We start from the raw sequence: 23,025 nt of genomic DNA, 5'->3' as shown, positions 1-23,025 counted from the left end.
CTCAGCCCTCGCTCGGGTCGGTGGGGTCCGTCACGACCATGCGGACGGGCGTCGGGTCGAAGCCGTTGCACGGGTTGTTGACCTGCGGGCAGTTGGAGACCACGACGAGCACGTCCTTCTCGGCGCGGAGCGTGAGGCTGACGCCCGGTGCCGAGATGCCGTCGACGATGCCGAGCGCGCCGTCGGGGTCGACCGGCACGTTCATGTACCAGTTGATGTTCGAGACGAGGTCGCGCTTGCCCAGCCCGTGGCGGCCTCCCTCGGCGAGGAAGTTCTCGACGCACGCGTGCTGGCTCGCCGTGTGGTGGCCGTAGCGCAGCGTGTTCGACTCCTTCGAGCACGCGCCGCCGAGCGTGTCGTGGCGCCCGCAGTCGTCCGCGACGAGCGTCATCATCGGCGCGTGCTCGCAGTCGCGCAGGACGCTGCCCGTCGTGAGGAACACCGAGTCCTGCGCCTGGATCGTGTCCGGCGCGCTGTACCGCAGCGACGTGTCGTGGGCGTCGAACGCGAGGAAGTCGACGGCCTGGTTGCCGCCCAGGTCGACGACGGTGAGCAGCTGGCCGCGCCGCACCACCGCGGACCACGGGGCGCGCGCCGGGACGACCGCGTCGAGCACGACGGCGCCGACCGCGGCGGGCGGGAGGTCCGCCGTGGCGCGCGGCGCGACGTCACCGGGTGCGCCCGACGGCTCGGTGCGGGTCTCGGTCGTGGTCATCGGGCTGCTCCTGCCGTCGGGCGGGCGGTGCGGGTTGCGAGGTGCGCCGCGGTGTTGGTCAGCGCACGCCGGCCCTCGGGCGTCGTGTCCCATAGCGGGTCGGTGGGCGCGGTCGCCTCGCCTCGCCACGCCACGACCTCGAGCGGCGTGCAGGTGAAGCGCTCACGCGGGTCGAGCGGGTGCGCGGTGTTCGCGACCAGGAGGACCAGCGCGGTCTCGGCCACGAGCGTCACCTGCGCACCGGCGCCGGCCGAGCCGCGGTGGTGCGGTGCGCCGTGCTCGTCGACCCGCACGCCCTGGAAGAACGAGAGGCTCGGCGGCAGGTCGCGTCGCGTGAGCCCGTGCTTGGCGGCGGCGAGCGCGAAGAGCTCACGCCCGGCGGGCGAGGGCCCGTGCGCCGCTCCGTCGCCGTACCGGGCCTCGTTGCGCGCCCGGGTGCTGGTCCCGAACAGCGCGTCGTGGTGCCCCGAGGTGTCCTCGACGACGCTCGCGAGCGCCCGGCCCTGGTCCGAGAGCAGCAGGTGCCCGGCGGTCAGGTAGACCTGCCACTGGACCTTGACGGTGTCCGCGACGTTGAGGCGCTCCCACGGCTGTGCGGCGTCGTACGCGAGCAGGTGCGCGCACGCGTCCCCGTCGACGTCGGTGAGCCGCACGTGCGTCCCGCGGGCGACCGACAGGTGCGTGTACCCGCCGCCCGCGACCGTCTCCGCCCACACCAGGTCGTCCCGTGCGACGCCAGCCGGTGGCGTGGGCCAGGCGCTCGCCGGCAGGACGGGGCGGGCGCCGACCGCACCGGCGGCCGCTGCCTCCTGCGCGCGGGCGTGCTCCCGTGCTCCCGCGGTCGTGGACGTGCTGGATGCCGTCATGGCGGCCCTCCCGATGGTTCCTGTCGTCTGACAGGAACACACTGCGAGGCCCGCGTTCCCCCGTGGTCACCGGCATGTGTCCGCGGCGTAAACCCTCGCAGCCGGCAGCCGTGAGCCGGCAGCAGTCGGGCGGCGGCTGTCAGGCGGGCAGGCGCTCCGCCGACGCGCGCTCGACCCGGGCGAGCCCGTCCTCGTCCCAGCCGAGCACGCGGAGCACCGAGCGCGCGACCGTCGTCACGAGCGCCTCGCTGTCGGGGAGGGCGCGGGTGCGTTCGTGGCCGCCGCCAACGTCGGCACCGCCACCGCCGGCCGCGGCGCCGCCACCGCCGACGTCTGCGGCCTCCTCGCCGCCGCCCGGCTCGCGCCCGCGCACGCCGATCACGCTCTCCACCAGCCCGAAGACGACGTCGGTGAGCACGTCGAGCGGTCCCAGCGCCGCGCCCGGTGCCGCGGCCTGCTCGACGAGCGTCCCGTACGCGTCGTGCAGCCGGGTCCGCTGCGCCCGGAAGTCGGCGAAGCGCTCCGCCCGCACCTCCGGCAGCAGGTAGAGCGCGCCGACGTTGGCCGGTGCGTCGAGCAGCAGCCGGCAGTCGACGGTGACGAGCCCGTGCAGCCGGACAGCCGCGTCGCCGTCGTCCGCGAGCAGGCGCTCCGCGGCGTCGAGCGAGGGTGCGACCGTCCGGCTCAGGAGCTCCGCGAGGATGTCCGCCTTGCTCGCGAAGTGGTAGTAGAGCGACGCCTGCCGGATCCCGACGGCCGCGGCGATCGCGCGGGTCGACGTGGCGTCGTAGCCGCAGTCGACGAACAGCTGGGCGGCCGCGCGGAGGATCTGCTCGGGTGCGGGGAGGTCGGGGTGGGCCGAGACGCCGACGCGGGGACGGCCCTTGGCCGGTGCGGGTGCCACGGTCGCCATGCTAGGTGCAGCGGAGGGGCCTCCCGCGGGCTGCGGGGACGGCCGGCGGGTGGCAGAGCGGTCGGCGGCGCGGGCGTCGGGGGCGTTAACACGCTTGTTTCGTGGCGGCAGCACCGTCGACACGGTCCGGGTGGTCAATGTTCCTGTCACTTGACAGGCACACGTCCCCTCGGAGGACCCATGATCATCGCCGGTGTCGGCCTCAGCGTCCTCGCAGTCGTCCTCGTCGGGATCGTCGTCGCCCGCAAGGTCGACGGCGACAGCGCCAACTACCTCGTCGCCGGCCGCCGCCTCGGCACCCCGCTCGTCGCGGCGTCGCTCATGGCCGCCGCCGTCGACTCCAACGCGACGGTCGGCAACACCGACCTCACCGCCTCGTTCGGGTTCTGGTCCGGCGCCTCGCTCGCGCTCGGCCTCGCGCTCTGCCTGCTGCTGACCGGGCTGTTCCTCGCCCGGCCGATGAACCGCATGGGCCTGTTCACGCTCGCCGACTTCTACCGGCTGCGGTACGGGCGTGGCGTCGAGGTCGCCTCGTCGGTGCTGATGATCTTCGCGTTCGCGATCCTCATGGCCGGCAACCTCGTCGCGTGCGGGTACCTGCTCGAGCGCTTCCTCGGCCTCGACTACACCGTCGGGGTCCTCCTCGCCGTCGCGCTCGTGCTCGTGTACACGGTCGGTGGCGGCATGTTCTCCGACGCGTACACCGCCGCGATCCAGATCGCCATCACCGCCGTCGCCACCGTCGCGCTGCTCTGGTGGGTCGGGGCGACGATCGGGTTCGAGATCGCCGAGGGCATGGGGCCGCTCGACCTGGGTCAGCTCACGTCGACCGACCAGGGCGCCCCGATCAACTGGGCGACGCTGGTCTCGCTCGGCATCGGCGACATCGTGGCCATCGACTTCATGCAGCGCATCTTCGCCGCGAAGAACCCCGACGTCGCGCGCCGCTCGTGCCTGACCGGAGCCGCGGGCACGGCGCTCGTCGGAGTCGCGTACGCCCTCGTCGCGCTCACCGCCGCGTCGGCGCTCGGGCTCTCGACGCAGGACGGTCCCGTGCTGTTCCAGCTGCTCGACGGCTACGCGCCGACCGGGCTGACGATCCTCGTGCTCTCCGGGATCGTCGCGGCGTCGTTCTCGACCGCGTCCGGGGCGATCCTCGCGACCTCGGCCGTCGCCGTCCGCAACATCCTCGGTGTGCGGCGCGTCGTGGACGCCGGGCCGGACCCGCTGCTGCGGTGGACCCGCGTGGCGATGGTGCCGGTCGTGGTCGCCGGGGTGCTGATCGCGCTGCGCGTCGCGCAGACCGGCATCCTGCTCACCCTCGCGTTCGACCTCATGCTCGCGGGGCTCGTCGTGCCGTTCCTGCTCGGGATGTTCTGGAAGCGCGGCGGCACGCGGGCGGCGGTCGCGGCGCTCACCGCCGGCCTCACGGTGCGGGTCTCGCTCTTCGTGCTGACCCCGACGATGTACGGCGTCCCGAACGACGTGCTCTACGTGCCGAACTCGCTCGTCGACGCCTCGTTCGACGGGTGGCCGACGTTCTACGGGGCACTCGCGTCGCTCCTCGCCTACGTCGTCGCGGCGCTCGTGTGGCCGCGGACCGTGACCGAGGAGGCGTGGGCGCTCGCGGACGGGCTGCCCGTCGAGGCGGACGCCACCGCCGAGCGGGACGCCGTGCCGGCGGCCGCGAGCCCGGCGGCCACCGCGACCGCCTGAGCGCGCGGGCCGCGGCGGCGAGGGTGCCGGTGCGACCCGCGCCGGGCTCGGTGGGCCGACCCGGCGTCCCGCTGCGGCACCGGACCTCCGTGCGGTCCCGACAGGACGACGGGCGGGTCGGCACCTCTCGGTGCCGGCCCGCCCGTCCTTCAGGTGCTCACGTCAGCCCGCGGGACCTGTCCCGTCGCGAGGGCCCGTGAGGTTCGGGGTGACCCGGGTGCCTCAGGAGGCGCTGCAGGTCACGCGCGGCCAGGTCCAGTCACCGCCGTGCAGCACGGTGAAGCCGAAGCTCGTGGTCTGGCCCGCCGCGAGCGTGCCGTTGCCGGCCGGACGCATCGTCATGACCTTGCCCGAGCTGTCCCAGCTGGGTGTGCCGCTCCAGGTCGAGGTGATCCGCTGCGCCTGGCTGACCGTCACGGTCGACGTCCAGCTCGTGATGGCGCTGTTGGCCCGGACCGTGACGACCCCGTTGAAGCGGTCGCCCCACTTCTGGCCCTCCGAGTACGTCGCGGTGCAGCTGCCCGTGCCGGTGACCGGGGGAGTGGTCGTGGTGGGCGTCGGCTGCGGCGTCGTGGGGTTCGGCTCGGGCGTCGTGGTACCGCCCGCGTTGAGCGCGTTGAGCGTCGAGGTGTAGGCGGCCTTCTTGTTGCCCGAGCCGTCGAAGAGCAGCGGGGTGCCCGACGCGCGCCACGAGTCGGTGTCCCGGACGCCCCAGACGGTGACGCCGGTGCAGCGCGCGACCGAGAGGCACGCCTGGTGCACGCCGGCGTACTGCTGCGCCTGCGAGCTGCCCGAGCCCTCGATGTCGAGCTCGGTGATCTGCACGTCGACGCCGAGCGCCGCGAAGTTGCGCAGGGTCACGTCGTAGTTCGACGGCACCGGGTTGCCCGAGTTGAAGTGCGCCTGGAAGCCGACGCAGTCGATCGGGACGCCCCGCGACTTGAAGTCGCGCACCATGGTGTAGACGCCCTGCGTCTTGGCATGGCTCCAGTTGTCGGTGTTGTAGTCGTTGTAGCAGAGCTTGGCGGCCGGGTCGGCGGCGCGGGCGGCGCGGAACGCGGCCTCGATCCAGTCGTTGCCGGTGCGCTGCAGGTTGGAGTCGCGGCGTGCGCCGCTGCTGCCGTCCGCGTACGCCTCGTTGACGACGTCCCAGGCGTAGATCTTGCCCTTGTAGTGGGTCGCGACCTGGGTGACGTGGTTGAGCATCGCGTTGCGGAGCTGGGTGCCGGACATGTTCTGCATCCAGCCCGGCTGCTGCGAGTGCCAGGCCAGCGCGTGACCGCGGACCCGCTTGCCGTTCTGCAGCGCCCAGTTGACGATCCGGTCGCCGTTGGAGTAGCTGAACTGGTTCTGCGACGGCTCGGTCGCGTCCATCTTCATCTCGTTCTCGGCCGTGATCATGTTGAACTCACGGTTCGCGATCGTCGAGTACGTCGAGTCGCTGAGCCGGCTCGCCGCGATCGCGGTGCCGTAGTAGCGGCCGCTCTCGGCGGCGGCGGCCTGCAGGGTGCTGCCGGCTCCCTGTGCGGGCAGCGTGGCGCCGGCGAGGGTGACGGCGAGCGCGGCGACGAGGACGGCTCCCGTCCGGCGGCGGTGGGTCGAGCTCGGGGGGCGGAGCCCTGATCGGTTCATCGATTCCTCCATCTGTACCGCCGGGGACGACGATGACCCCGGCGGGGACGACAGAGTTGTGCACGCTCACAATTCCCGTCAATAGCGGCGAAAGTTGCGACAACGAGGTCAGGGGTGGCCCGTTCGCCGGTGGGAACCTTCCCAGGGTCTGTGACCTGCAGGGTTACCTGACCTGCGCGAAGAGTGGCTTAAACGTTTTTGCGCCGGAACTCGTCGTCGGCGAAACTATCGATGCGCTGCCTGGCCTGCGCGTTCGCCGACGGCACGCCGGCCACGCCGCACACGAGGAGCGCGCGCCGTTGCGCGGACGTGCGCGGGCCGGGCGCGCGGCGGGGGTGTCAGAGCGACCCGTCGCCGGGCTCCGACCGGCCGGCCGCCTGGACGGCGGCGTCGACCACGTCGTCGCCGCTCACGAGCTCGAGGACGAGCCCGATCGTCGACGCCTCGTCGAGCAGGGACAGCAGCACCGCGGCGACGTCGTCGCGGGGGACCGAGCCGCGGTCGACCGTCGGCTCGAGCCGAACCCGTCCCGTCCCGGGGTCGTCGGTCAGCCCGCCGGGACGCAGCACGGTCCAGTCCAGCGGACGGCGACGCACCTCGTCCTCGGCCGCGGCCTTCGCACGCAGGTAGGCGGCAAAGCCCTCGTCCTGCACGGCGTCCACCGCGTCGACGCCCATCGACGAGACGAGCACGTACCGGCGCACGCCCGCGAGCACCGCGGCGTCCGCGAGCAGCACCGCGCCGCCGCGGTCCATCGAGTCCTTCCGCGCCGCCCCGCTGCCCGGACCGGCGCCCGCCGCGAAGACCACCGCGTCGGCCCCCGCGACGTGCGCCGCGAGCTCCTCGACGCTCGCGCGCTCGAGGTCGAGCACCACGGGGACGGCGCCGTCGGCGCTCACGTCCGCGGTGTGGTCGGGGTTGCGGACGAGCGCGACGGGCTCGTCGCCGCGGGCGGACAGGAGACGGGACAGGCGGCGGGCGATCTGGCCGTGACCACCGGCGAGGACGATGCGCATCCGGCCACGCTATGCCGCACCGGGCGGCCGTGCTCGGTGGTGGTCCGCGGGTACGGCACGATGGTGCGGATGGACGCCGACCCCGCCGCAGCCGCCCCGCCGCTCTCGCTGCGGGCCGACTGCGCCCGGTGCGCGGGCCTGTGCTGCGTCGTCCCGGCGTTCGTCGCGTCGTCCGACTTCGCGTTCACCAAGCCTGCGGCGACCCCCTGCCTGCACCTGCAGCCGGACGCGCGCTGCGGCATCCACGCCCGGCTGCGCGAGAGCGGCTTCCCGGGGTGCACCGTGTACGACTGCTTCGGCGCCGGCCAGGACCTCGTCCAGCTGACCTACGGCGGCCGGGACTGGCGGGCCGACCCCGCGGTCGCCGAGGAGATGTTCGCGGTGTTCCCGGTCGCGCGGCAGCTCCACGAGCTGCTCTTCTACCTCACGGCGGCGCTCGCCCTGCCCGGCGCCGCCCCCGTGCACGCCGAGCTCACCCACCGCCTCGCCGAGACCGAGCGGCTCGTGCGGTCCGCGGCGCCGGCGCTGCGCGCCCTCGACGTCGGCCCCCATCGTGACGCCGTCGCCGCGACGCTGCGCCGGGCGAGCGCGCTCGTGCGCTCCGCCGCGGGCACCCGGACCGCCGACCACCGCGGCGCGCAGCTGCTCGGCGCCGACCTGCGCCGGGCCGACCTGCGCGGCGCGACGTTCGCCGGCGCGCTGCTCGTCGGCGCCGACCTGCGCGGCGCGGACCTGCGGCTCGCGGACCTCGTGGGTGCGGACCTGCGCGGGGCCGACCTCGCCGGGGCCGACCTCACCGAGACCCTGTTCCTGACCCAGTCCCAGGTGAACGCCGCGCGCGGGGACGCCGCCACCCGGCTCCCGGCCGGGCTCGAGCGGCCGGCGCACTGGTCGGCGGAGCGTCTGCCGGTCCCGCCGCGCGCGCAGGCACGCCGCTCCCGGCGCGCGCCGCGCTGAACCCGCGCCTACGCTCGCGCGGTGATCGAGTTCGAGGGCCCGGGCGGCCTCTTCGCAGCCATCGGCCTCGCGACCCTGGCGGCGGCCCTCCTGCCCCGGATCCTGGGCCGGGCACCCGTGTCGATGCCCATGGTCTTCCTCGCCGCGGGCTTCGTCGGCTTCGGGGTCCTGCCCGGGCTGCCCGACCCCGACCCGCTCGTGCACGGCAGCATCACCGAGCACCTCACCGAGGTGTGCGTGATCGTCTCGCTCATGGGGGCGGGCCTCGCGCTCAACCGGCCCCTCGGCTGGCGCAGCTGGTCGACGACGTGGCGCCTACTCGCGATCGCGATGCCGCTGTCGATGCTCGCGGTGGGGGTCCTCGGCTGGGCGGTCCTCGGGCTCGGGGCGGCGAGCGCCGTGCTGCTCGCCGCGGCGCTGGCCCCGACCGACCCGGTCCTCGCGACCGAGGTGCAGGTCAGCGAGCCGGTCACCGACGGCGAGGCAGCGGACGACGAGGCCCGCTTCGCCCTCACGTCCGAGGCGGGCCTCAACGACGGCCTCGCGTTCCCGTTCACGTACGTCGCGATCGCGCTGAGCGCGGCCGCCGCGACGCGCGAGGGTCCGGGTGCGTGGGTCCCGGAGTGGCTGCTCGTCGACGTCGTCTGGCGGCTCGGTCTCGGGGTCCTCGTGGGGATCGGCGTCGGGTGGGTGCTCGGGCGGGTGTTCTTCTCGACCGTCGCGGACAGGCTCGGGCTGACGGAGAAGGCCGAGGGGTTCGTGGCGCTGGCCGCGACGTTCCTCGCGTACGGCGCCGCCGAGCTCGTGGAGGGCTACGGGTTCGTGGCGGTGTTCGTGTGCGCCTGCACCGTGCGGACCGCCGAGCGCCAGCACGGGTACCACGCCGTGCTGCACAAGTTCGTCGAGCAGATCGAGCGGCTGCTGACCGTCGCGGTCGTCGTGCTGCTGGGCGGTGCCGTCGCGCGCGGGCTGCTCGACGAGCTCGGGTGGGCGGAGGTCGGGGTCGCGGCGGCGTTCCTGCTCGTCGTCCGGCCGCTCGCCGGGTGGATCGCGCTGACGCCCGGCAAGACGGGGCCGGGGGAGCGGGCCGTCATCGCGTTCTTCGGGGTGCGGGGCGTGGGGACGCTGTACTACGTCGCCTACGCGCTCGAGCACGCGACGTTCCCGCGCGAGGCCGAGCTGTGGGGGATCGCGGGCCTCGTCGTGGTGGGGTCGATCGTGCTGCACGGCATCGGGGCGACCCCGGTCATGGCGGCGCTCGACCGCCGCCGGGCGCGCGCCGCGGACGCGAAGGACCAGGTCACGATCGCGGGCACGCCGGTCTGACGCGGGGCTCGCCAGTCCGACTCGGGCACGGGAGGTGGGCGCTCCGGGCGGCTCACGCCGCGACGGCCCGCTCGTGCCGCTAGCCGGACGCACCGACGCGGACGGTCGCGCCGGCGCCGGGGCGCATGGTGCGCGCCGAGCGGCCGCGACGCCCCGGGACTCAAGGGGACGACGACGCGACGAGCGTCGGGTGCGGGACGAGCTCGCCGGCCGGCACCGGCGCCGCGAGCGTGTTCTCGGGCGGCGCGAGCGGGCACGCCCACGCCGGGTCGTAGGCGCACGAGGGGTTGTAGGCGAAGTTGAGGTCGACGACCACACGGGCCGGGTCGTCGCCGGTGCTCCCGAGGTCGGCGCCCTTGATCGTGTCGAGGACGTACCGCCCGCCGCCGTACGTCCCGCCCGGCCGCCCCGCGGTGGCGTCCTTGACCGGCACGAACAGCCCGCCGCCGTAGCTGCGCAGGGCCCAGAGCGAGACCGTCCCGAGGTCGCCGAGACCCACCCGGCCGACCTCCTCGAACGGGACGACGCCGTCCGTCCCCGTCGGCACGTCGAGCCGGCGGCCCTGCGCCGGGAGGACCTCGGCCTCGAAGCGGAACGCCGGGTCGTACGGCGCGACGTCCAGGCCGGTGAACGCGGCGCGCGCATCCGGGTCGAGCGGCGACGCGGGGTGCTCGGCGAACAGCTCGTCGCGCCCCGTGACCCAGAGCGCGTGCGCGACGAGCGGGTCGTCGACCGCAGCGTGCCGCACCTCGGCGTAGAGCCGGGCCACGCGCCGGCGCCAGTCGACGACGTGCAGCACGTCACGTGCGGGGGAGGAGGTCATCGGCCCACGGTGCCACGGCTCCTGCCGCCCCGCGCTGCGCCGCACGCGTCGGCCGACCGCGGGACGGCGGGCAGCGACGGCGCGGTAGGTCGCCGCGGCGCCCTGCACGTCGACCAGCGTCACCGCCGTGTCGACCGGCAGCAACGCGAGAGCACGCATGACGCCCAGGTCGACCGGGACGTCGAGGTGCCCGACGAGCACGGTGCTGCCCGCCGGTGCCCCTGTTCCCGGCCCCGACCGCCACCAGCCGAGCACGTCCGGGTCGTCCGGCACGACGAGCGCGCCCGTCGGCCCGACCCCGACCGGCTCGGTGGTCGTCACCGGGGTCGCCGGGCCGTCGCGCGCGGGCGCACCGGGACCGGCGCCCTCGGACCGGCCCGCCGTCGGCACCGCACCCGGCATGCCTGGCGTCCCGGCGGCCTGGGGAGCGCCCGCGGTCGCCGACGAGCCGGGGACGACGCCACGTCTGCCCGAGCGACCCGTCCACTGTGCAGCGGGTCCGGGCTGAGCGCTCGTCGCGCGGGTGCTGTCCGCCGCCGCGGAGCCGGGTCGTCGCGGCTACCGTGGGCGCCGACGGCGTAGCGGCACGCTGGACGACGGCATTGACTGGACGGGGCGGGACGTGGTGACGAGCGCGGGACTGCTGCTGCACCGCCGCGTCGACGGCCGGGTCGAGGTGCTCCTCGGGCACATGGGCGGGCCGTTCTGGGCGCGCAAGGACGCGCGCGCGTGGACGATCCCCAAGGGCGAGTACGTGCCGCCGGAGGACCCGCTCGACGCCGCGGTCCGGGAGTTCACCGAGGAGGTGGGCCAGCCGCCGCCGCCCGGTCCGGACGTGCCGCTCGGCGAGGTGCGCCAGCGCGGCGGCAAGGTCGTCGCGGTGTGGGCGCGGGAGGGCGACCTCGACCCCGGTGCGGGCACGCCGGGGACGTTCACGATGGAGTGGCCGCCGCGCTCGGGCCGGCAGGCGACGTTCCCGGAGCTCGACGTGGTGCGCTGGTGGCCGCTCGACGAGGCGCGGCCGCGGGTCGTGGCCGCGCACGAGGAGCTGCTCGACCGGCTGGCCGCGCACCTCCAGGGCTGACGGCCCGGCCCGCGGGGCTCGCCGCCGTCACGACGGCCCGGCGGACCTCGCCTCCGCCGCAGCCCCCCGGATCCCGCCGGTCCACGGCTCGCCGTGCCCCGGCAGCACGAGTCCCGCCCGGGTGTGGGCGAGCGCGTCGAGCGACCGCAGCGCGAGCCCGCTGTCGGCGGTCGCCGCGCCCGCGATGATCCGCGGGCCGGTGTGCGCGGTGTAGGGGTCGAGCGTCACGAGCGCGTCGCCGGTGAACAGCACGTCGCGGTCGTGCACGTGCAGCGCGCAGTGGCCCCACGTGTGCCCCGGGCTGAACACGACCTCGGGCTCGCCGGGCACCGGCAGCCGGGTGCCCGTCGGCATCGGGCGCACCTCGCGCACCGCCCGGACCTGGAGCGCACCCGCGCGGACCATGCCACCGAGGATCGGCACCGCCCGCGGGTAGCGCAACGGGTAGGACGCTCGGGTCCGCTCGTGGCTGTAGCGGTACGGGTGCCGCGCGAGCTCGTGCTCGTGCAGGTGCCCCCACACGGTGACGCCGCGCCGGCGCAGGCGCTCGGCGACCCCGAGGTGGTCGAAGTGCGCGTGCGTCAGCACGACGGCGTGCAGGTCCTCGGGCCGGCGTCGCAGCTCGCGCAGCGCCCTGCCGAGCTCCGGCCAGACGGCGGGGAGCCCGGCGTCGACGAGCGTCAGGCCGCCGCCCGCGCCCTCGAGCAGGTAGCAGCTCACGTGGCCGACGTCGAGCCGGTGGACGCCGTCGGCCACGTCGCGGTGGAACGTCATGGTGCGAGCACCGACCGCACGCACCCGCCCTGCTCCGGCGCGAACGGCCGGCCGATCGTGGCGACGTGCCGGCGGTCGGGGACGGTGCCGCTGCGGTTCCGCGCGGCGGCGAGGGCGGCGGTCGCGAGGACGCCGGCGACGGCGCCCAGGGTGGTCCTGCGGGTCATGGAGCTCCTCCGAGCGTGGGCCGGACGTGGGCCTCCGCGCTGCAGGAAGGACTCCTCACGCTGCCACCGGGCGTCCCGTGCTGCAACCGAGGCGCGGGTGCGCTGCCGGCGGGCCGCTCCTGAGCCGGAGGCACCGTGGCACCCCGACGTCCCCGCGGGTGACCGGCTCGTGCCCGCCCACTCGCGCACGGGCTGCGTTCTGCTCGGCGGACGCCCGTCAGAGCCAGCGGCGCGCGCGGAAGACCGCGAACAGCGCGAGCGACCCCGCGACCATGAGCGCGAGCGCGAGCGGGTAGCCGTAGGCCCACCCGAGCTCGGGCATGTGCTCGAAGTTCATCCCGTACACGGTCCCGACGAGCGCGGGCGCGAACAGGATCGCCGCCCACGAGGAGATCTTCTTGACCTCCTCGTTCTGGTCGAGGCTCGCCTGCGTCATCGCGCGCATCTCCTCGTTCTGCCGCTCCGCGACGACCGTCGCGTTGACCGTGAGGGCGTTCTGCAGCAGCGCCCGGAACGCGTCGACCCGCTCCACGACGCGCACCACGTGGTCCTGGACGTCGCGCAGGTTCCGGCGCAGCTCCTCGTCGACGTCGTACTTCGACGCGCCGGCGGCGAGCCCCTCGAGCATGTCGAGCAGCGGGTGCGTCGCGCGCTGGAACGCCATGACCTCCCGGAAGAGCTCGTAGATGCGTCGCGAGACGTTCGGGTCGCCCGCGAACAGCTCGTCCTCGATCTCGTCGATGTCGTTCTGCAGGCCCGCCACGACGGGCGCGTACTCGTCGACGACCTCGTCGAGGATCGCGTAGAGGACGGCCTCCGAGCCGAGCCGCAGCAGCCCGGGTGTCGCCTCCATGCGGCGGCGCACGCGCGCCAGGTCGGGCGACTCGGCGTGCCGGACGGTCAGCACGAAGTCGCGCCCGGTGAACACGTGCAGCTCGCCGAACTCGACGCGCTCCTCCGAGTCGAGGTACCGCGCGGGCCGCAGCACCGTGAACAGCACGTCGCCGTAGCGCTCGAGCTTGGGGCGCTGGTGGGCCTTGACGGTGTCCTCGACCGCGAGCGGGTGGATGTCGAACTCGTGCGCGACGGACGTGATCTCGAGCGCGTCGGGCCGGTACAGGCCGATCCACGCCATGCCCTTCGCCTCGCGCAGCGTCTCGTACGTCTGGGTCAGGGAGCGCGGCTCGCTGTGCCGGCGCCCGGCCACGTAGACGGCGTTGTCGACGACGGTCATGGTGCTGCCTCCCTCGCGGCGCGCGACGCTGCCGGCTGTGCTGACGGCCGGCCCGGTGCCGGCGCCCCATCATCCCCCGTCCGTGTGCCCGGGGTCGGGCTCGGCGGGTCGGGTCAGGCAGGCCGGACGAGCCGGGCGCTCAGGTACCGCAGGCTGCCGTCCGCGAACCCCTCGTGGTTGCGCGTGCCCTCGAGACCGGCGAACGGCCGGAACACGCGGTGGAACGGTCGCGGGATCCACGCGCGCACGAGCGCGGCCTTGCGGGCGTCGTCGAGGCGGAGCGCGTGCAGCACCTCGGCGGTGATGTCGCGCTCGCGGACCGGCACGAGCCCGGTCGACGCGAGCTGCGCACGGGTGGCGGCGACGTCGCCGGCACCGCGCAGGTCCGCCCACACGAACGTCCCGCCCGGGCGCAGGACGCGGTGCACCTCGCCGACGAACGCCTCGACCGAGCCGTAGCAGTGCGAGGACTCGATGTTGACGACGACGTCGAACACGGCGTCCGGGAACGGCATCGCCTGGGCGTCCCCGCGCACGAAGCGCAGTCCGGGACCGCGACGGTCGCGCCGGGAGAGCCCGACCGCGGCGCCCGAGAAGTCGAGTCCCGTCGTCGACCGCGGGCCGAGCGACCGGGCGACCCACGACGCGCCACCGCCGCGCCCCGAGCCGACCTCGAGGACGTCCGTGCCGGCGACGTCGACGCCGTCGAGCGTGTGCGCGTAGAGCTGGACGCAGAGCCGGTCGACCTCGTCCGCGGGGTCGAGCGCGAGCGGCGGCGCCGCGTCCTGCGCGGGGTCGAGCGGGGCGTACCCGTAGTTCATGAACGCCCACTCGGGGCGGCGCACGCGGGCCGCGAGCAGCTCGTAGCACGCGCGCCAGGCGAGCTGTCGCAGTCGCATGCCGGGCACGCTACCCCCGGCCGACGTCGCCGCGCCGAGGTCACGATCGTGCATCGACGTGAGGGCGGGGCGACGGGGGCATTTACATACTTACTGACTCATCGGTAAGTTCACGCCGCGCACCCTCATCGTGGAGAGCGCCCCGGGGCTGTGGCCGCACCGCACCCCCGCACATCGAAGGAGAAGCAATGAAGCTACGGTCCTCCCTCGTCACCCTGAGCGTCGCGACGGCGCTCGCGCTGACCGCCTGCTCGTCAAGCCAGGACGGCACCAGCAGCACCCCCGCCGGAGGGGGCGCCGCGCTGACGATCGCGAAGCCGGACGGCGCGATCACCACCGAGTCGCACAACCCGTACCTGGGGGACTCGTCGGCCGCGAAGTACGGCTACGCCAAGGTGATCTTCGAGCCGCTGGCGCTCGTCAACCCCACGGGCGACCTCGGCACCACGCCCTGGCTCGCCGAGTCGGTGGAGTGGAACGACGACTACACCGCGCTCACGGTGGTCCCGCGCAGCGGCGTCACGTGGAGCGACGGCACCGACTTCACCGGGGACGACATCGTCTTCACCTTCGACCAGTACCTCGACGGCAGGCTGACCGACACCGCGGGGCTCGGGTACCAGGGTGCGACCGTCGACGGCGACGCCATCACGCTCACGTTCGCCGAGTCGAAGTACACCGCCCAGTCGCGCGTGCTGCACACCCCGATCGTGCCGAAGCACATCTGGGAGGGCATCGCCGACCCCAACACCGACCCCCTCACCGAGGACGGCCTGGCCGTCGGCACCGGTCCGTACGTGCTCGACTCGTGGTCGACCGAGTCCGTCACGCTCACCGCGAACCCGACCTACTGGGGCGGCGAGCTGGCGGTCCCCGAGCTGCACTACATCTCCTACGGCGACAACGCCGCACTCACCACCGCGCTCGTCTCCGGCGAGGCCGACTGGGCGCAGGCGTTCATCCCGCAGATCGAGGACAGCTACCTGTCCGCCGACGAGCACAACCAGTTCCTCGCCGCACCCACCGCGGGCGCCGGCACGCTGTTCATGAACCTGCAGACCAAGCCGTTCGACGACGTGGCGCTGCGCACGGCGCTGGCCTGGACCATCGACCGGCAGGCGTACGTCGACATCGCCCGCGAGGGCGCGAGCGAGGTCGTCTGGAACGCCACCGGGCTGAGCGGCGTGCTGGAGGACGAGATCGTCCCCGAGTACCAGGACCAGGACTACGCGGTCGACGTCGACAAGGCCCGGCAGGTCCTCACCGACGCCGGCTACACCTGGCAGGACGAGGCCCTGGTCGACCCCGACGGCGAGAAGGTCTCGTTCACGATCTCCGTGCCCGCCGGGTGGAGCGACTGGAACACGGAGCAGGCGCTGATCGCCGAGGAGCTCGACGAGGCGCTGGGCATCGAGGTCGTCGTCGACCAGCCCGACTGGGGCGGCTGGGACGCCGCCCGCCAGGAGGGCACCTTCCAGGCGATCATCCACTGGCTCGAGGACACCGGGAACGCGTACGGCCTCTACACCTCGACGATGGACCCGAAGTGGGTCGTCGACGGCAAGGCGCAGTTCAACTTCGGCCGCTTCGCCGACCCCGCGGTGACCGAGGCGCTGAACACCTACGCCACCGCGTCCTCCGACGAGGACCGGGCGGCCGCGTCGGCCGTCCTGCAGAAGGCGTTCGTCGAGCAGGTGCCGGCCATCCCGCTCGGCTCGCACCCGCTGCTCGGTGAGTTCAACACCCGCAACTACGTCGGGTGGCCGTCGGAGGAGGACGCGTACGCGTCCGCCGACCCGACGCAGCCCGGGATCGTCCAGGTGCTCGTGAACCTGGAGCCCGCCGAGTAGATCCGGGTCCACCGGCGGGGCGGGTGCCGCGCGCACCCGCCCCGCCCTCACCGACACCCACGAGAGCGAGCCCGCACCCATGCACGATCCGTTGCTGAGCGTCCGCGACTTCTCGGTCGTGTACGACGTCGACCCTCCCGTCGAGGCGGTGAAGAACGTCACCCTCGAGCTCCGCCGCGGGGAGATCCTCGGCCTCGCCGGGGAGAGCGGCTGCGGAAAGACCACCCTGGCCTACGGCCTGCAGCGCCTGCTCAAGGCGCCCGCGGTCATCACGAGCGGATCGGTCGTGTTCCACGACGCCTCGGGCGAGGACGTCGAGATCGGTCGTCTCGACGCCGAGGGGATGCGCCGGTTCCGCTGGGACAAGGTCTCGATGGTCTTCCAGGGGGCGATGAACGCGCTGAACCCCGTGGCGACCATCGGGTCGCAGCTCGAGGACGTCTTCGAGGTGCACCGTCCCTCGATGCCCCGGGCGCAGCGACGCGCCGCCGTCGACGAGCTCCTCGAGATCGTCAGGGTGGGCCGGCAGCGCAGGCGCTCGTTCCCGCACGAGCTCTCGGGCGGCATGCGCCAGCGCGTGATGATCGCGATGGCGCTCGCCCTGCGCCCGCAGCTCATGGTGATGGACGAGCCGACGACCGCGCTCGACGTCCTGGTGCAGCGCGAGATCCTCCGGCAGATCTCCGAGCTGCGCCACGAGTTCGGCTTCACCGTCGTCTTCATCACGCACGACCTCCCGCTGCTGCTCGAGATCAGCGACCGCATCGCGGTCATGCGTGCCGGCGAGATCGTCGAGCTCGACACCGCGGAGAACATCTGGACGAGCCCGCGGGACGCGTACACGCGGACGCTGCTGTCGTCCTTCCCCCGCCTGACCGGAGAGAGAGGAGTGGTCGCGCGATGACCGTCCTGGAGCTCGACCACGTCACCAAGACCTACCCGGTCCGCGGTGCAGGCCAGATCACGGCGCTCGACGACGTGAGCTTCACCCTGACCTCCGGTCGGACGATCGGGCTCGTCGGCCAGTCCGGCAGCGGCAAGTCGACGATCGCGAAGATCCTCACCCAGCTGGAGACGCCGACGAGCGGTGAGGTCCGCCTCGACGGTGAGCCGATCCCGCGCCGCGGCGCCGGGCTGCGGGCCTACCGCCAGATGCTGCGCATGGTCTTCCAGGACCCGTTCGCGTCGCTCAACCCGTACCACTCCGTCCGCTACCACCTCGAGCGTCCGCTGCGCCTCGACCGCGTGGTGCCGAGGGCCGGGCTGGACGACGAGGTGCGGCGGCTGCTCGAGCGAGTGCGCCTCGAGCCCGACGTCGTGATCGACCGCCGGCCGCACGAGCTGTCGGGCGGCCAGCGGCAGCGCGTCGCGATCGCCCGGGCGCTGGCCTCCCGGCCCCGCCTCCTCGTGGCCGACGAGCCGGTCTCGATGCTCGACGTCTCCCTGCGCCTCGGGGTGCTCAACCTGCTCGCCGACCTGCGACGCGAGGAGGGTCTCGGCGTGCTCTACATCACCCACGACCTGGCGACCGCCCGGCACTTCAGCGACGAGATCATGGTGCTGAACCAAGGAAGGGTCGTCGAGCGCGGGACGGCCGACGACGTCATCCTCCGTCCGCAGAACCCCTACACGCGCGAGCTGCGCGCGGCGTCCCCGGACCCCGAGCGGCACTTCGCCTCGCTCTCCGGCGAGCCCGGAGGCGCGCGGTGACCGCCGTCCAGCCCTCGCTGCCGACCCAGGACGCCCTCGAGGTCGGCAGCACGGCGACCACCGCCGTCCACGGCCGCTCCCGGGTCCCGTGGCGGTTCCTCTCCGGGCGCGCCGCGTTCTACCTGTTCACCTTGTGGGCCGCGGTCACCCTCAACTTCTTCCTGCCGCGCATGATGAAGGGCGACGCGGTCGACCAGTACCTGTCCCGCAACCGCAACGTCAGCCCCGAGGCGGCCGATGCGCTGCGCTCGCTGCTCGGACTCGACACCGACAGGACCTTGCTTCAGCAGTACGTCGACTACTGGGCCCTGCTGGTCCGGGGGGACCTCGGCGTCTCGCTGCTGCACGGGCTGCGCCCGGTCACCGAGGTGATCAGCCAGGCGCTGCCCTGGACCGTCGGTCTCGTGGGCTTCGCAACCGTCGTCTCGTTCGCGGTCGGGACGATCGGCGGCGCGGTCGTCGGCTGGCGCCGGGGGAGCCGGCTCGACGCCCTCGTCCCCGTCACCACGTTCCTCGCCACGATCCCCTACTTCTGGCTGGGGCTCCTGGGGATCGCGCTGTTCTCCGTGAACCTCGGGTGGTTCCCCATCGGCAAGGCGTACGGCGTCGGGATGCGGCCGGAGTGGTCGGCGGAGTTCGCCGGCCAGGTGATCCACCACGGCACCCTGCCCGCGCTGACCATCGTCATCGCCTCGCTCGGCGGCTGGATGCTCGGCATGCGCAACATGATGCTCACGGTGCTCGACGAGGACTACGTGACCGTGGCGCAGGCCAAGGGCATGCCGAGCAGCCGCGTGCTCTGGCGCTACGCCGCCCGCAACGCGGTGCTCCCGCAGATCCAGAGCTTCGCGCTCTCGATCGGGTTCATCGTCGGCGGCACGATCGTCATGGAGATGGTGTTCAGCTACCCCGGCGTCGGGAAGCTGCTCCTCGACGCCACCAACGCGAAGGACTACGCCCTGATGCAGGGCGTGTTCCTCGTGATCACGCTGTCCGTGCTCGTCGCCAACGTCCTGGCCGACGTCGCCTACGCGTTCCTCGACCCGCGCACCCGCCAGACGGAGGCCTGAACCGTGACCACCGACCTCCGCACGGAGCGGGCGCCCGAGCTGCCCGCGGAGCGCACACCGCGTCCGCGGGCGACGGCCCGGGCCCGCCTGGCCTCCGCCTTCGCGATGTTCCGCAACCGCAAGTCGGTCGCCGGCCTGGCGATCCTCGGGTTCTTCGTGCTCGTCGCGGTCCTCGCCGACGTCCTCGCGCCGTACTCGCCGACCAAGGTCGACAGCACGGCGCGCCTGCAGCCGCCGTCGGCGCAGCACTGGCTCGGCACCACCCACCTCGGCGAGGACGTGCTCAGCCAGGTCGTCTACGGCACCCGCGGGGTGATCGTCGTCGGCTTCCTCGCCGCGATCATGGCGACGGTCGTCGCGGTCGTCGTCGGGGTCGTCGCGGGCTACCTGCGCGGCTGGCGCAGCGAGAGCCTGTCCGCGCTGACGAACGTCTTCCTCGTCATCCCCGGGCTGCCGCTGATCATCATCGTGGCCTCGATGTTCGACGACCCCCCGCTCGTGGTGATCGCCGCCGTGCTCGGGCTCACCGGCTGGGCGTGGGGTGCCCGGGTGCTGCGCGCGCAGACGATGTCCCTGCGCAACCGCGACTTCGTGCAGGCCGCCCGGGCGAACGGCGAGCCGCTGCACCGCATCATCGGCCACGAGATGCTGCCCAACCTCATGGCGCTCATCGCGGCGAGCTTCGTCGGCACCGTGACCGCCGCGATCCTCGCCCTGACGACGCTCTCCTACATCGGGGTGATCCCGGTGAACACCTACAACTGGGGGACGATCCTCAACTGGGCCGGCGCGCAGGGGGCGTTCCGGCAGAACCAGTGGTGGTGGTACCTGCCGCCGGGGCTGTGCATCGCCGCCATCGGCGTGGCGCTGTCGCTCCTCAACTTCGGCATCGACGAGTACGTCAACCCGCGCCTGCGGTCGGCCGGGGAGCGCGCCCGCGCGATGCGGAAGCGGGGCCTCGACGTCAACGACACCGTGACCGCCGTACGGACCGCGCCGTCCACCGGGGAGAGCGCGTGACCGCGGCCGACCTCGGTGCCGCCCCTCACCTGCCGCGTGCGGGCGGGGGGCGGGGCGGGCTCAGCGGCGAGCGCGTCCTGTGCCCGCGCCGCTGAGGCGCGCGGGGGAGACGCCGAGGGGGACGACCTCAACGGTCAGCGGCAGCTCGCGCACGGAGCGACCGATGCGCGCGCGGTACCGCACGGGCGGGGTGGTCCACCGGCCGCGGGCCGCGTCCCAGACCTCGAACGCGCGCCGGGGCAGCCGCACGGTCGCGGCGGCACGGGCCCCGGGCTCGGCGGTCACGGTGGTGAACCCGGCGAGCCAGCGCGGCGGGCGGTCCAGCCCGCCGACCGGGTCCGCCTCGAGGTGCACCTGGACGATCGCCGTGCCGCGGCGCGTGCCGGTGTTGGTGAGGTCGATCTCGAGGCGCACCGCGTCGGTGTCGGCGGCGAGCACCTGGTGCGCGTCGTCGTACCGCCACGTCGTCCAGCCGGTCCCGAAGCCGAACGGGGCGGGTGGGTGCGTGGTCATCGACAGGGTCTCCGATGCGGGCGTCGTCGTCGGACTGGCCCATCGAAGCACGTCATTACTTACAAGTCAGTAATGATCGCGGTCACAGTATGGTGACGGTCATGTCGACACGTGCGCCCCGACGCGCCCAGCGGCCCCGCGAGGAGACCGCCCGACGGCGCGAGGACATCCTGCGCGCCGCCATCACGACGTTCGGCAACCGCGGGTACAAGAACGGCTCGCTCGCCGAGATCGCCGACCAGGTCGGCATGACGCACGCGGGCGTGCTGCACCACTTCGGCTCGAAGGACCTGCTGCTCCTCGAGATGCTCGACTTCCGCGACAGGACGGACGTCGAGCACCTCGAGGGCCAGCACATCCCGGGTGGCCTCGAGCTCTTCCGGCACCTCGTGACGACCGCGCGGCTCAACGCCGAGCGCGCCGGCATCGTGCAGACCTACGCCGTCCTGTCCGCCGAGTCCGTGACCGAGGGGCACCCCGCCAAGGACTGGTTCCGGCACCGGTACGCGCAGCTGCGCACCGACGTCGCCGCCGCGCTGCGCGAGGTATGCAGCCCCGACGACCCGCCGACCGGCCCCGACCTCGACGCCGCGGCGGCCGCGATCCTCGCGGTGATGGACGGGCTGCAGGTGCAGTGGCTGCTCGACCCCGAGGCGGTCGACCTCGCGCACGCGTCGGCGTTCGCCATCGACGCGATCCTCTCGGCGGCCGTGGCGGGGCGGAGCCGGCGCTCGCTGCTCTGAGGCCGGGCCGGCCTCCCCGTCCGGCTCGCGTGCCGGGCCGGACCTCGGGCGGGAGCCGTCTCGCCCGGAACAGGAGCAGACGTGGGTGCCGGGCGTGCGCTGCGGTCGGCGTGCGATGGGGTCGGCGTGCGCTGCGGTCAGCGCGCGCCGCGCACCGGCAGCCGGTGGAGCTCGACGTCGTGCAGCCGACCGGCCTCTGCGCGTGCGGTCAGGTACGTGCACGCGGGCTGGCGGCGGCGGTCGGTGGGCGATCCCGGGTTGAGCAGCCGGAGGCCGCGCGGGGTCGTGGTGTCCCACGGGATGTGGCTGTGCCCGAACACGAGGACGTCGAGGTCGGGGTAGGCCACGTCGGCGCGCGCCTCTCGACCCGTCGACGCGCCCGTCTCGTGCACGACCCCGACGCGCAGCCCGGCGAGCTCGACGCGGGCCACCTCGGGGAGCCGCGCGCGGAGCTCGGGCCCGTCGTTGTTGCCCCAGCACCCGACGAGCCGCCGGGCCCGTCGCTCGAGCACGTCGAGCAGCGCGACGTCGACCCAGTCACCGGCGTGCAGCACGACGTCCGCCGCGTCGACCTCGTCCCAGACCGTGCCCGGGAGGTCACGCGCCCGGGTGGGCAGGTGGGTGTCGGCCAGCAGGAGGAGCTGCACGCCGGCGTCCCGTGGTGCGCCGGGTGCGGACCCCGGTCCGCCGCGCGGGATCAGCGGCGCTCCCGGCGCGTGTCGCCCCCGGATCCCTTGCCGGAGCCCGTTGCCGAGTCCTTGCCCTGCTCCTCGAGCTCGGCGGCGCGGCGGCGGCGCAGCGACCGGCCGCGGTCGACGTCCTCCTCGGCCTTCTTCGCCTTCTTGTCGCTCGCCCGAGTGTCGCGCGGCGGCAGCTGGATCGACTCCTCGGCGGCGATCCCGGCCTCGAGCTCGCGCCCGCGCTCGACCTCCGCGTCGAACTCGGCGCCGAACAGCAGCGCGAGGTTCGTGATCCACAGCCAGAGCAGGAAGATGATGACGGTGGCGAGCGAGCCGTACGTCTTGTTGTAGCTGCCGAAGTTCGCCACGTAGAAGCCGAACGCGGCCGACGCGAGCGCCCACACGAGGATTGCGATGAGTGCGCCGGTGCTCATCCAGCGGAACTTGGGCTGCCGGACGTTCGGGGTCGCGTAGTACAGGATCGCGATGACGACGACGACGATCCCGAGCAGCACCGGCCACTTCGCGATGTTCCAGATCGTCACGGCCTGGTCGCCGAGCCCGACGGCGTCGCCGATCGCCTGGGCCACGGGCCCGCTGACCGCGAGGATCAGCGCGGCGATCGCGGTGAGGAGGACGCTGACGAGCGTCACCACCAGCACCACGGGGCGCAGCTTCCAGATGGGGCGTCCCTCGTCGATCTCGTACATGCGGTTCATCGCGCGGCTGAACGCCCCGACGTAGCCCGAGGCGGACCACAGGGCTCCCGCGAGACCGAGCACGAGGCCGAGACCGGCGCCCTGGTTCGACTGCAGCCCGTCGATGACGCCCTTGATCGTGTCGGTCGTCTCCTCGGGGCCGAGCCCGCCGGCGAGCTCGACGAGCGCGTCAGTCGTGCTCTTGCCCTGGCCGAACACGCCGAGCACCGAGATGAGGGCGATGAGCGCAGGGAAGATCGCGAGCACCGCGTAGTAGGTGAGCGCCGCGGCCAGGTCGGTGCACTGGTCGTGGCTGAACTCCCGCACCGTGCGCCGCAGGGAGTACTTCCACCCCGGCTTGCTCATGTCCGTCGGGTCGTCCGGCTTGCGCGGGTCCTCGGGGTCCGGGGCCGTCTGGGCCTTCGTGGTGCTGCGGCGCTCGCTCATCGTGCGTCCCCTCGCTCCGGTGCGACTCGTCCTTCGTGCTGCGTGGTCATCGGAGCTCTCCTCTCGCCCGCAGGCGGAGCACGCCGCCCGGCCGCGGTCCCGGGCCTGCGGTGTCGTACGACCGATCCTGCGGTGGGGGCGCGGTGTCGGCAACCGCGGGGCCGTCGCAGCG

The 23,025-nt window shown here is 73.8% G+C and carries 23 protein-coding genes; 10 read left to right on the top strand and 13 right to left on the bottom strand.

Features of this window, described 5'->3' with window-relative positions:
• Position 1: 1 nt before the first annotated feature.
• The 3 genes from ACWFNE_RS11935 to ACWFNE_RS11925 all read right to left on the bottom strand — a co-directional run bounded on the left by ACWFNE_RS11935 (position 2) and on the right by ACWFNE_RS11925 (position 2,485).
• On the bottom strand, positions 2-715 hold the full coding sequence (locus tag ACWFNE_RS11935; protein ID WP_452122629.1) for an urea amidolyase associated protein UAAP2: 714 nt from the start codon (positions 713-715) through the stop codon (positions 2-4).
• The gene (locus tag ACWFNE_RS11930; protein ID WP_452122628.1) at positions 712-1,581 is read right to left on the bottom strand and encodes an urea amidolyase associated protein UAAP1; all 870 of its coding nucleotides are present in this window, start codon (positions 1,579-1,581) and stop codon (positions 712-714) included. The genes ACWFNE_RS11935 and ACWFNE_RS11930 overlap by 4 nt, the downstream gene beginning before the upstream one ends.
• A gap of 139 nt (positions 1,582-1,720) precedes the next feature.
• Positions 1,721-2,485, bottom strand: coding sequence for a TetR/AcrR family transcriptional regulator (locus ACWFNE_RS11925; protein WP_452122627.1), 765 nt, complete (start codon positions 2,483-2,485; stop codon positions 1,721-1,723).
• Positions 2,486-2,674: 189 nt separating this feature from the next.
• Between ACWFNE_RS11925 and ACWFNE_RS11920 the strand changes: the two genes are divergently transcribed.
• Positions 2,675-4,210, top strand: a complete 1,536-nt coding sequence (locus tag ACWFNE_RS11920) for a sodium:solute symporter family protein (protein ID WP_452122626.1) — start codon at positions 2,675-2,677, stop codon at positions 4,208-4,210.
• A 222-nt stretch (positions 4,211-4,432) separates the two neighbouring features.
• Here ACWFNE_RS11920 and ACWFNE_RS11915 read toward each other — a convergent pair whose 3' ends face one another.
• Together ACWFNE_RS11915 and ACWFNE_RS11910 are read right to left on the bottom strand one after the other, a co-directional pair.
• Positions 4,433-5,842, bottom strand: a complete 1,410-nt coding sequence (locus ACWFNE_RS11915; RefSeq protein WP_452122625.1) for an endo-1,4-beta-xylanase — start codon at positions 5,840-5,842, stop codon at positions 4,433-4,435.
• Positions 5,843-6,180: 338 nt separating this feature from the next.
• A complete protein-coding gene (locus ACWFNE_RS11910) occupies positions 6,181-6,858 on the bottom strand; it encodes an SDR family oxidoreductase (RefSeq protein ID WP_452122624.1) in 678 nt (225 codons plus the stop codon).
• 69 nt (positions 6,859-6,927) lie between these two features.
• Here ACWFNE_RS11910 and ACWFNE_RS11905 point away from each other — a divergent pair, with 69 nt between their 5' ends.
• Complete coding sequence (locus ACWFNE_RS11905; RefSeq protein WP_452122623.1) at positions 6,928-7,815, top strand: pentapeptide repeat-containing protein; 888 nt, start codon at positions 6,928-6,930, stop codon at positions 7,813-7,815.
• A 21-nt stretch (positions 7,816-7,836) separates the two neighbouring features.
• Positions 7,837-9,141, top strand: a complete 1,305-nt coding sequence (locus ACWFNE_RS11900; RefSeq protein ID WP_452122622.1) for a cation:proton antiporter — start codon at positions 7,837-7,839, stop codon at positions 9,139-9,141.
• Positions 9,142-9,301: 160 nt separating this feature from the next.
• Here ACWFNE_RS11900 and ACWFNE_RS11895 read toward each other — a convergent pair whose 3' ends face one another.
• Positions 9,302-9,964 carry a DUF1684 domain-containing protein gene (locus tag ACWFNE_RS11895; RefSeq protein ID WP_452122753.1) on the bottom strand — a complete coding sequence of 221 codons (663 nt, stop codon included), beginning with the start codon at positions 9,962-9,964 and terminating at the stop codon, positions 9,302-9,304.
• Positions 9,965-10,589: 625 nt separating this feature from the next.
• On the opposite strand from ACWFNE_RS11895, the gene ACWFNE_RS11890 reads away from it, so the two are divergent.
• Entirely contained in the window at positions 10,590-11,048 is a 459-nt protein-coding gene (locus ACWFNE_RS11890) for an NUDIX domain-containing protein (protein ID WP_452122621.1), read from the top strand.
• 27 nt (positions 11,049-11,075) lie between these two features.
• Here ACWFNE_RS11890 and ACWFNE_RS11885 read toward each other — a convergent pair whose 3' ends face one another.
• From ACWFNE_RS11885 to ACWFNE_RS11870, 4 genes are all read right to left on the bottom strand, one after another.
• Complete coding sequence (locus ACWFNE_RS11885) at positions 11,076-11,822, bottom strand: MBL fold metallo-hydrolase (RefSeq protein WP_452122620.1); 747 nt, start codon at positions 11,820-11,822, stop codon at positions 11,076-11,078.
• Positions 11,819-11,989 (bottom strand): hypothetical protein, encoded by a 171-nt coding sequence (locus ACWFNE_RS11880; protein ID WP_452122619.1) that lies wholly within the window; start codon positions 11,987-11,989, stop codon positions 11,819-11,821. Before ACWFNE_RS11880 ends, ACWFNE_RS11885 begins: the two co-directional genes overlap by 4 nt.
• 217 nt (positions 11,990-12,206) lie before the next feature.
• On the bottom strand, positions 12,207-13,223 hold the full coding sequence (locus ACWFNE_RS11875; RefSeq protein ID WP_452122618.1) for a magnesium and cobalt transport protein CorA: 1,017 nt from the start codon (positions 13,221-13,223) through the stop codon (positions 12,207-12,209).
• 113 nt (positions 13,224-13,336) lie between these two features.
• Positions 13,337-14,122, bottom strand: coding sequence for a class I SAM-dependent methyltransferase (locus ACWFNE_RS11870; RefSeq protein ID WP_452122617.1), 786 nt, complete (start codon positions 14,120-14,122; stop codon positions 13,337-13,339).
• 188 nt (positions 14,123-14,310) lie between these two features.
• Between ACWFNE_RS11870 and ACWFNE_RS11865 the strand changes: the two genes are divergently transcribed.
• From ACWFNE_RS11865 to ACWFNE_RS11845, 5 genes are all read left to right on the top strand, one after another.
• Entirely contained in the window at positions 14,311-15,972 is a 1,662-nt protein-coding gene (locus ACWFNE_RS11865; protein WP_452122616.1) for an ABC transporter substrate-binding protein, read from the top strand.
• 79 nt (positions 15,973-16,051) lie between these two features.
• Complete coding sequence (locus ACWFNE_RS11860) at positions 16,052-16,876, top strand: ABC transporter ATP-binding protein (protein ID WP_452122615.1); 825 nt, start codon at positions 16,052-16,054, stop codon at positions 16,874-16,876.
• On the top strand, positions 16,873-17,682 hold the full coding sequence (locus ACWFNE_RS11855) for an ABC transporter ATP-binding protein (RefSeq protein WP_452122614.1): 810 nt from the start codon (positions 16,873-16,875) through the stop codon (positions 17,680-17,682). Before ACWFNE_RS11860 ends, ACWFNE_RS11855 begins: the two co-directional genes overlap by 4 nt.
• Positions 17,679-18,752, top strand: coding sequence for an ABC transporter permease (locus ACWFNE_RS11850; RefSeq protein ID WP_452122613.1), 1,074 nt, complete (start codon positions 17,679-17,681; stop codon positions 18,750-18,752). The genes ACWFNE_RS11855 and ACWFNE_RS11850 overlap by 4 nt, the downstream gene beginning before the upstream one ends.
• A gap of 3 nt (positions 18,753-18,755) precedes the next feature.
• Positions 18,756-19,772 carry an ABC transporter permease gene (locus tag ACWFNE_RS11845; RefSeq protein ID WP_452122612.1) on the top strand — a complete coding sequence of 339 codons (1,017 nt, stop codon included), beginning with the start codon at positions 18,756-18,758 and terminating at the stop codon, positions 19,770-19,772.
• Positions 19,773-19,832: 60 nt separating this feature from the next.
• Here the strand turns inward: ACWFNE_RS11845 and ACWFNE_RS11840 are convergent, their stop codons facing one another.
• Positions 19,833-20,285, bottom strand: a complete 453-nt coding sequence (locus ACWFNE_RS11840) for a fibronectin type III-like domain-contianing protein (protein WP_452122611.1) — start codon at positions 20,283-20,285, stop codon at positions 19,833-19,835.
• Between the two features lie 101 nt (positions 20,286-20,386).
• Here ACWFNE_RS11840 and ACWFNE_RS11835 point away from each other — a divergent pair, with 101 nt between their 5' ends.
• Entirely contained in the window at positions 20,387-21,028 is a 642-nt protein-coding gene (locus ACWFNE_RS11835; protein WP_452122610.1) for a TetR/AcrR family transcriptional regulator, read from the top strand.
• A 137-nt stretch (positions 21,029-21,165) separates the two neighbouring features.
• Here the strand turns inward: ACWFNE_RS11835 and ACWFNE_RS11830 are convergent, their stop codons facing one another.
• Both ACWFNE_RS11830 and ACWFNE_RS11825 read right to left on the bottom strand, forming a co-directional pair.
• Positions 21,166-21,675 carry a metallophosphoesterase family protein gene (locus ACWFNE_RS11830; RefSeq protein WP_452122609.1) on the bottom strand — a complete coding sequence of 170 codons (510 nt, stop codon included), beginning with the start codon at positions 21,673-21,675 and terminating at the stop codon, positions 21,166-21,168.
• Positions 21,676-21,725: 50 nt separating this feature from the next.
• On the bottom strand, positions 21,726-22,853 hold the full coding sequence (locus ACWFNE_RS11825) for a YihY/virulence factor BrkB family protein (protein WP_452122608.1): 1,128 nt from the start codon (positions 22,851-22,853) through the stop codon (positions 21,726-21,728).
• Between the last annotated feature and the right edge of the window lie 172 nt (positions 22,854-23,025).

Source organism: Cellulomonas sp. NPDC055163, from assembly GCF_053607065.1.
The sequence above is the reverse complement of the archived record's forward strand: the minus strand, read 5'-3'. Positions and strand labels throughout refer to the sequence as shown.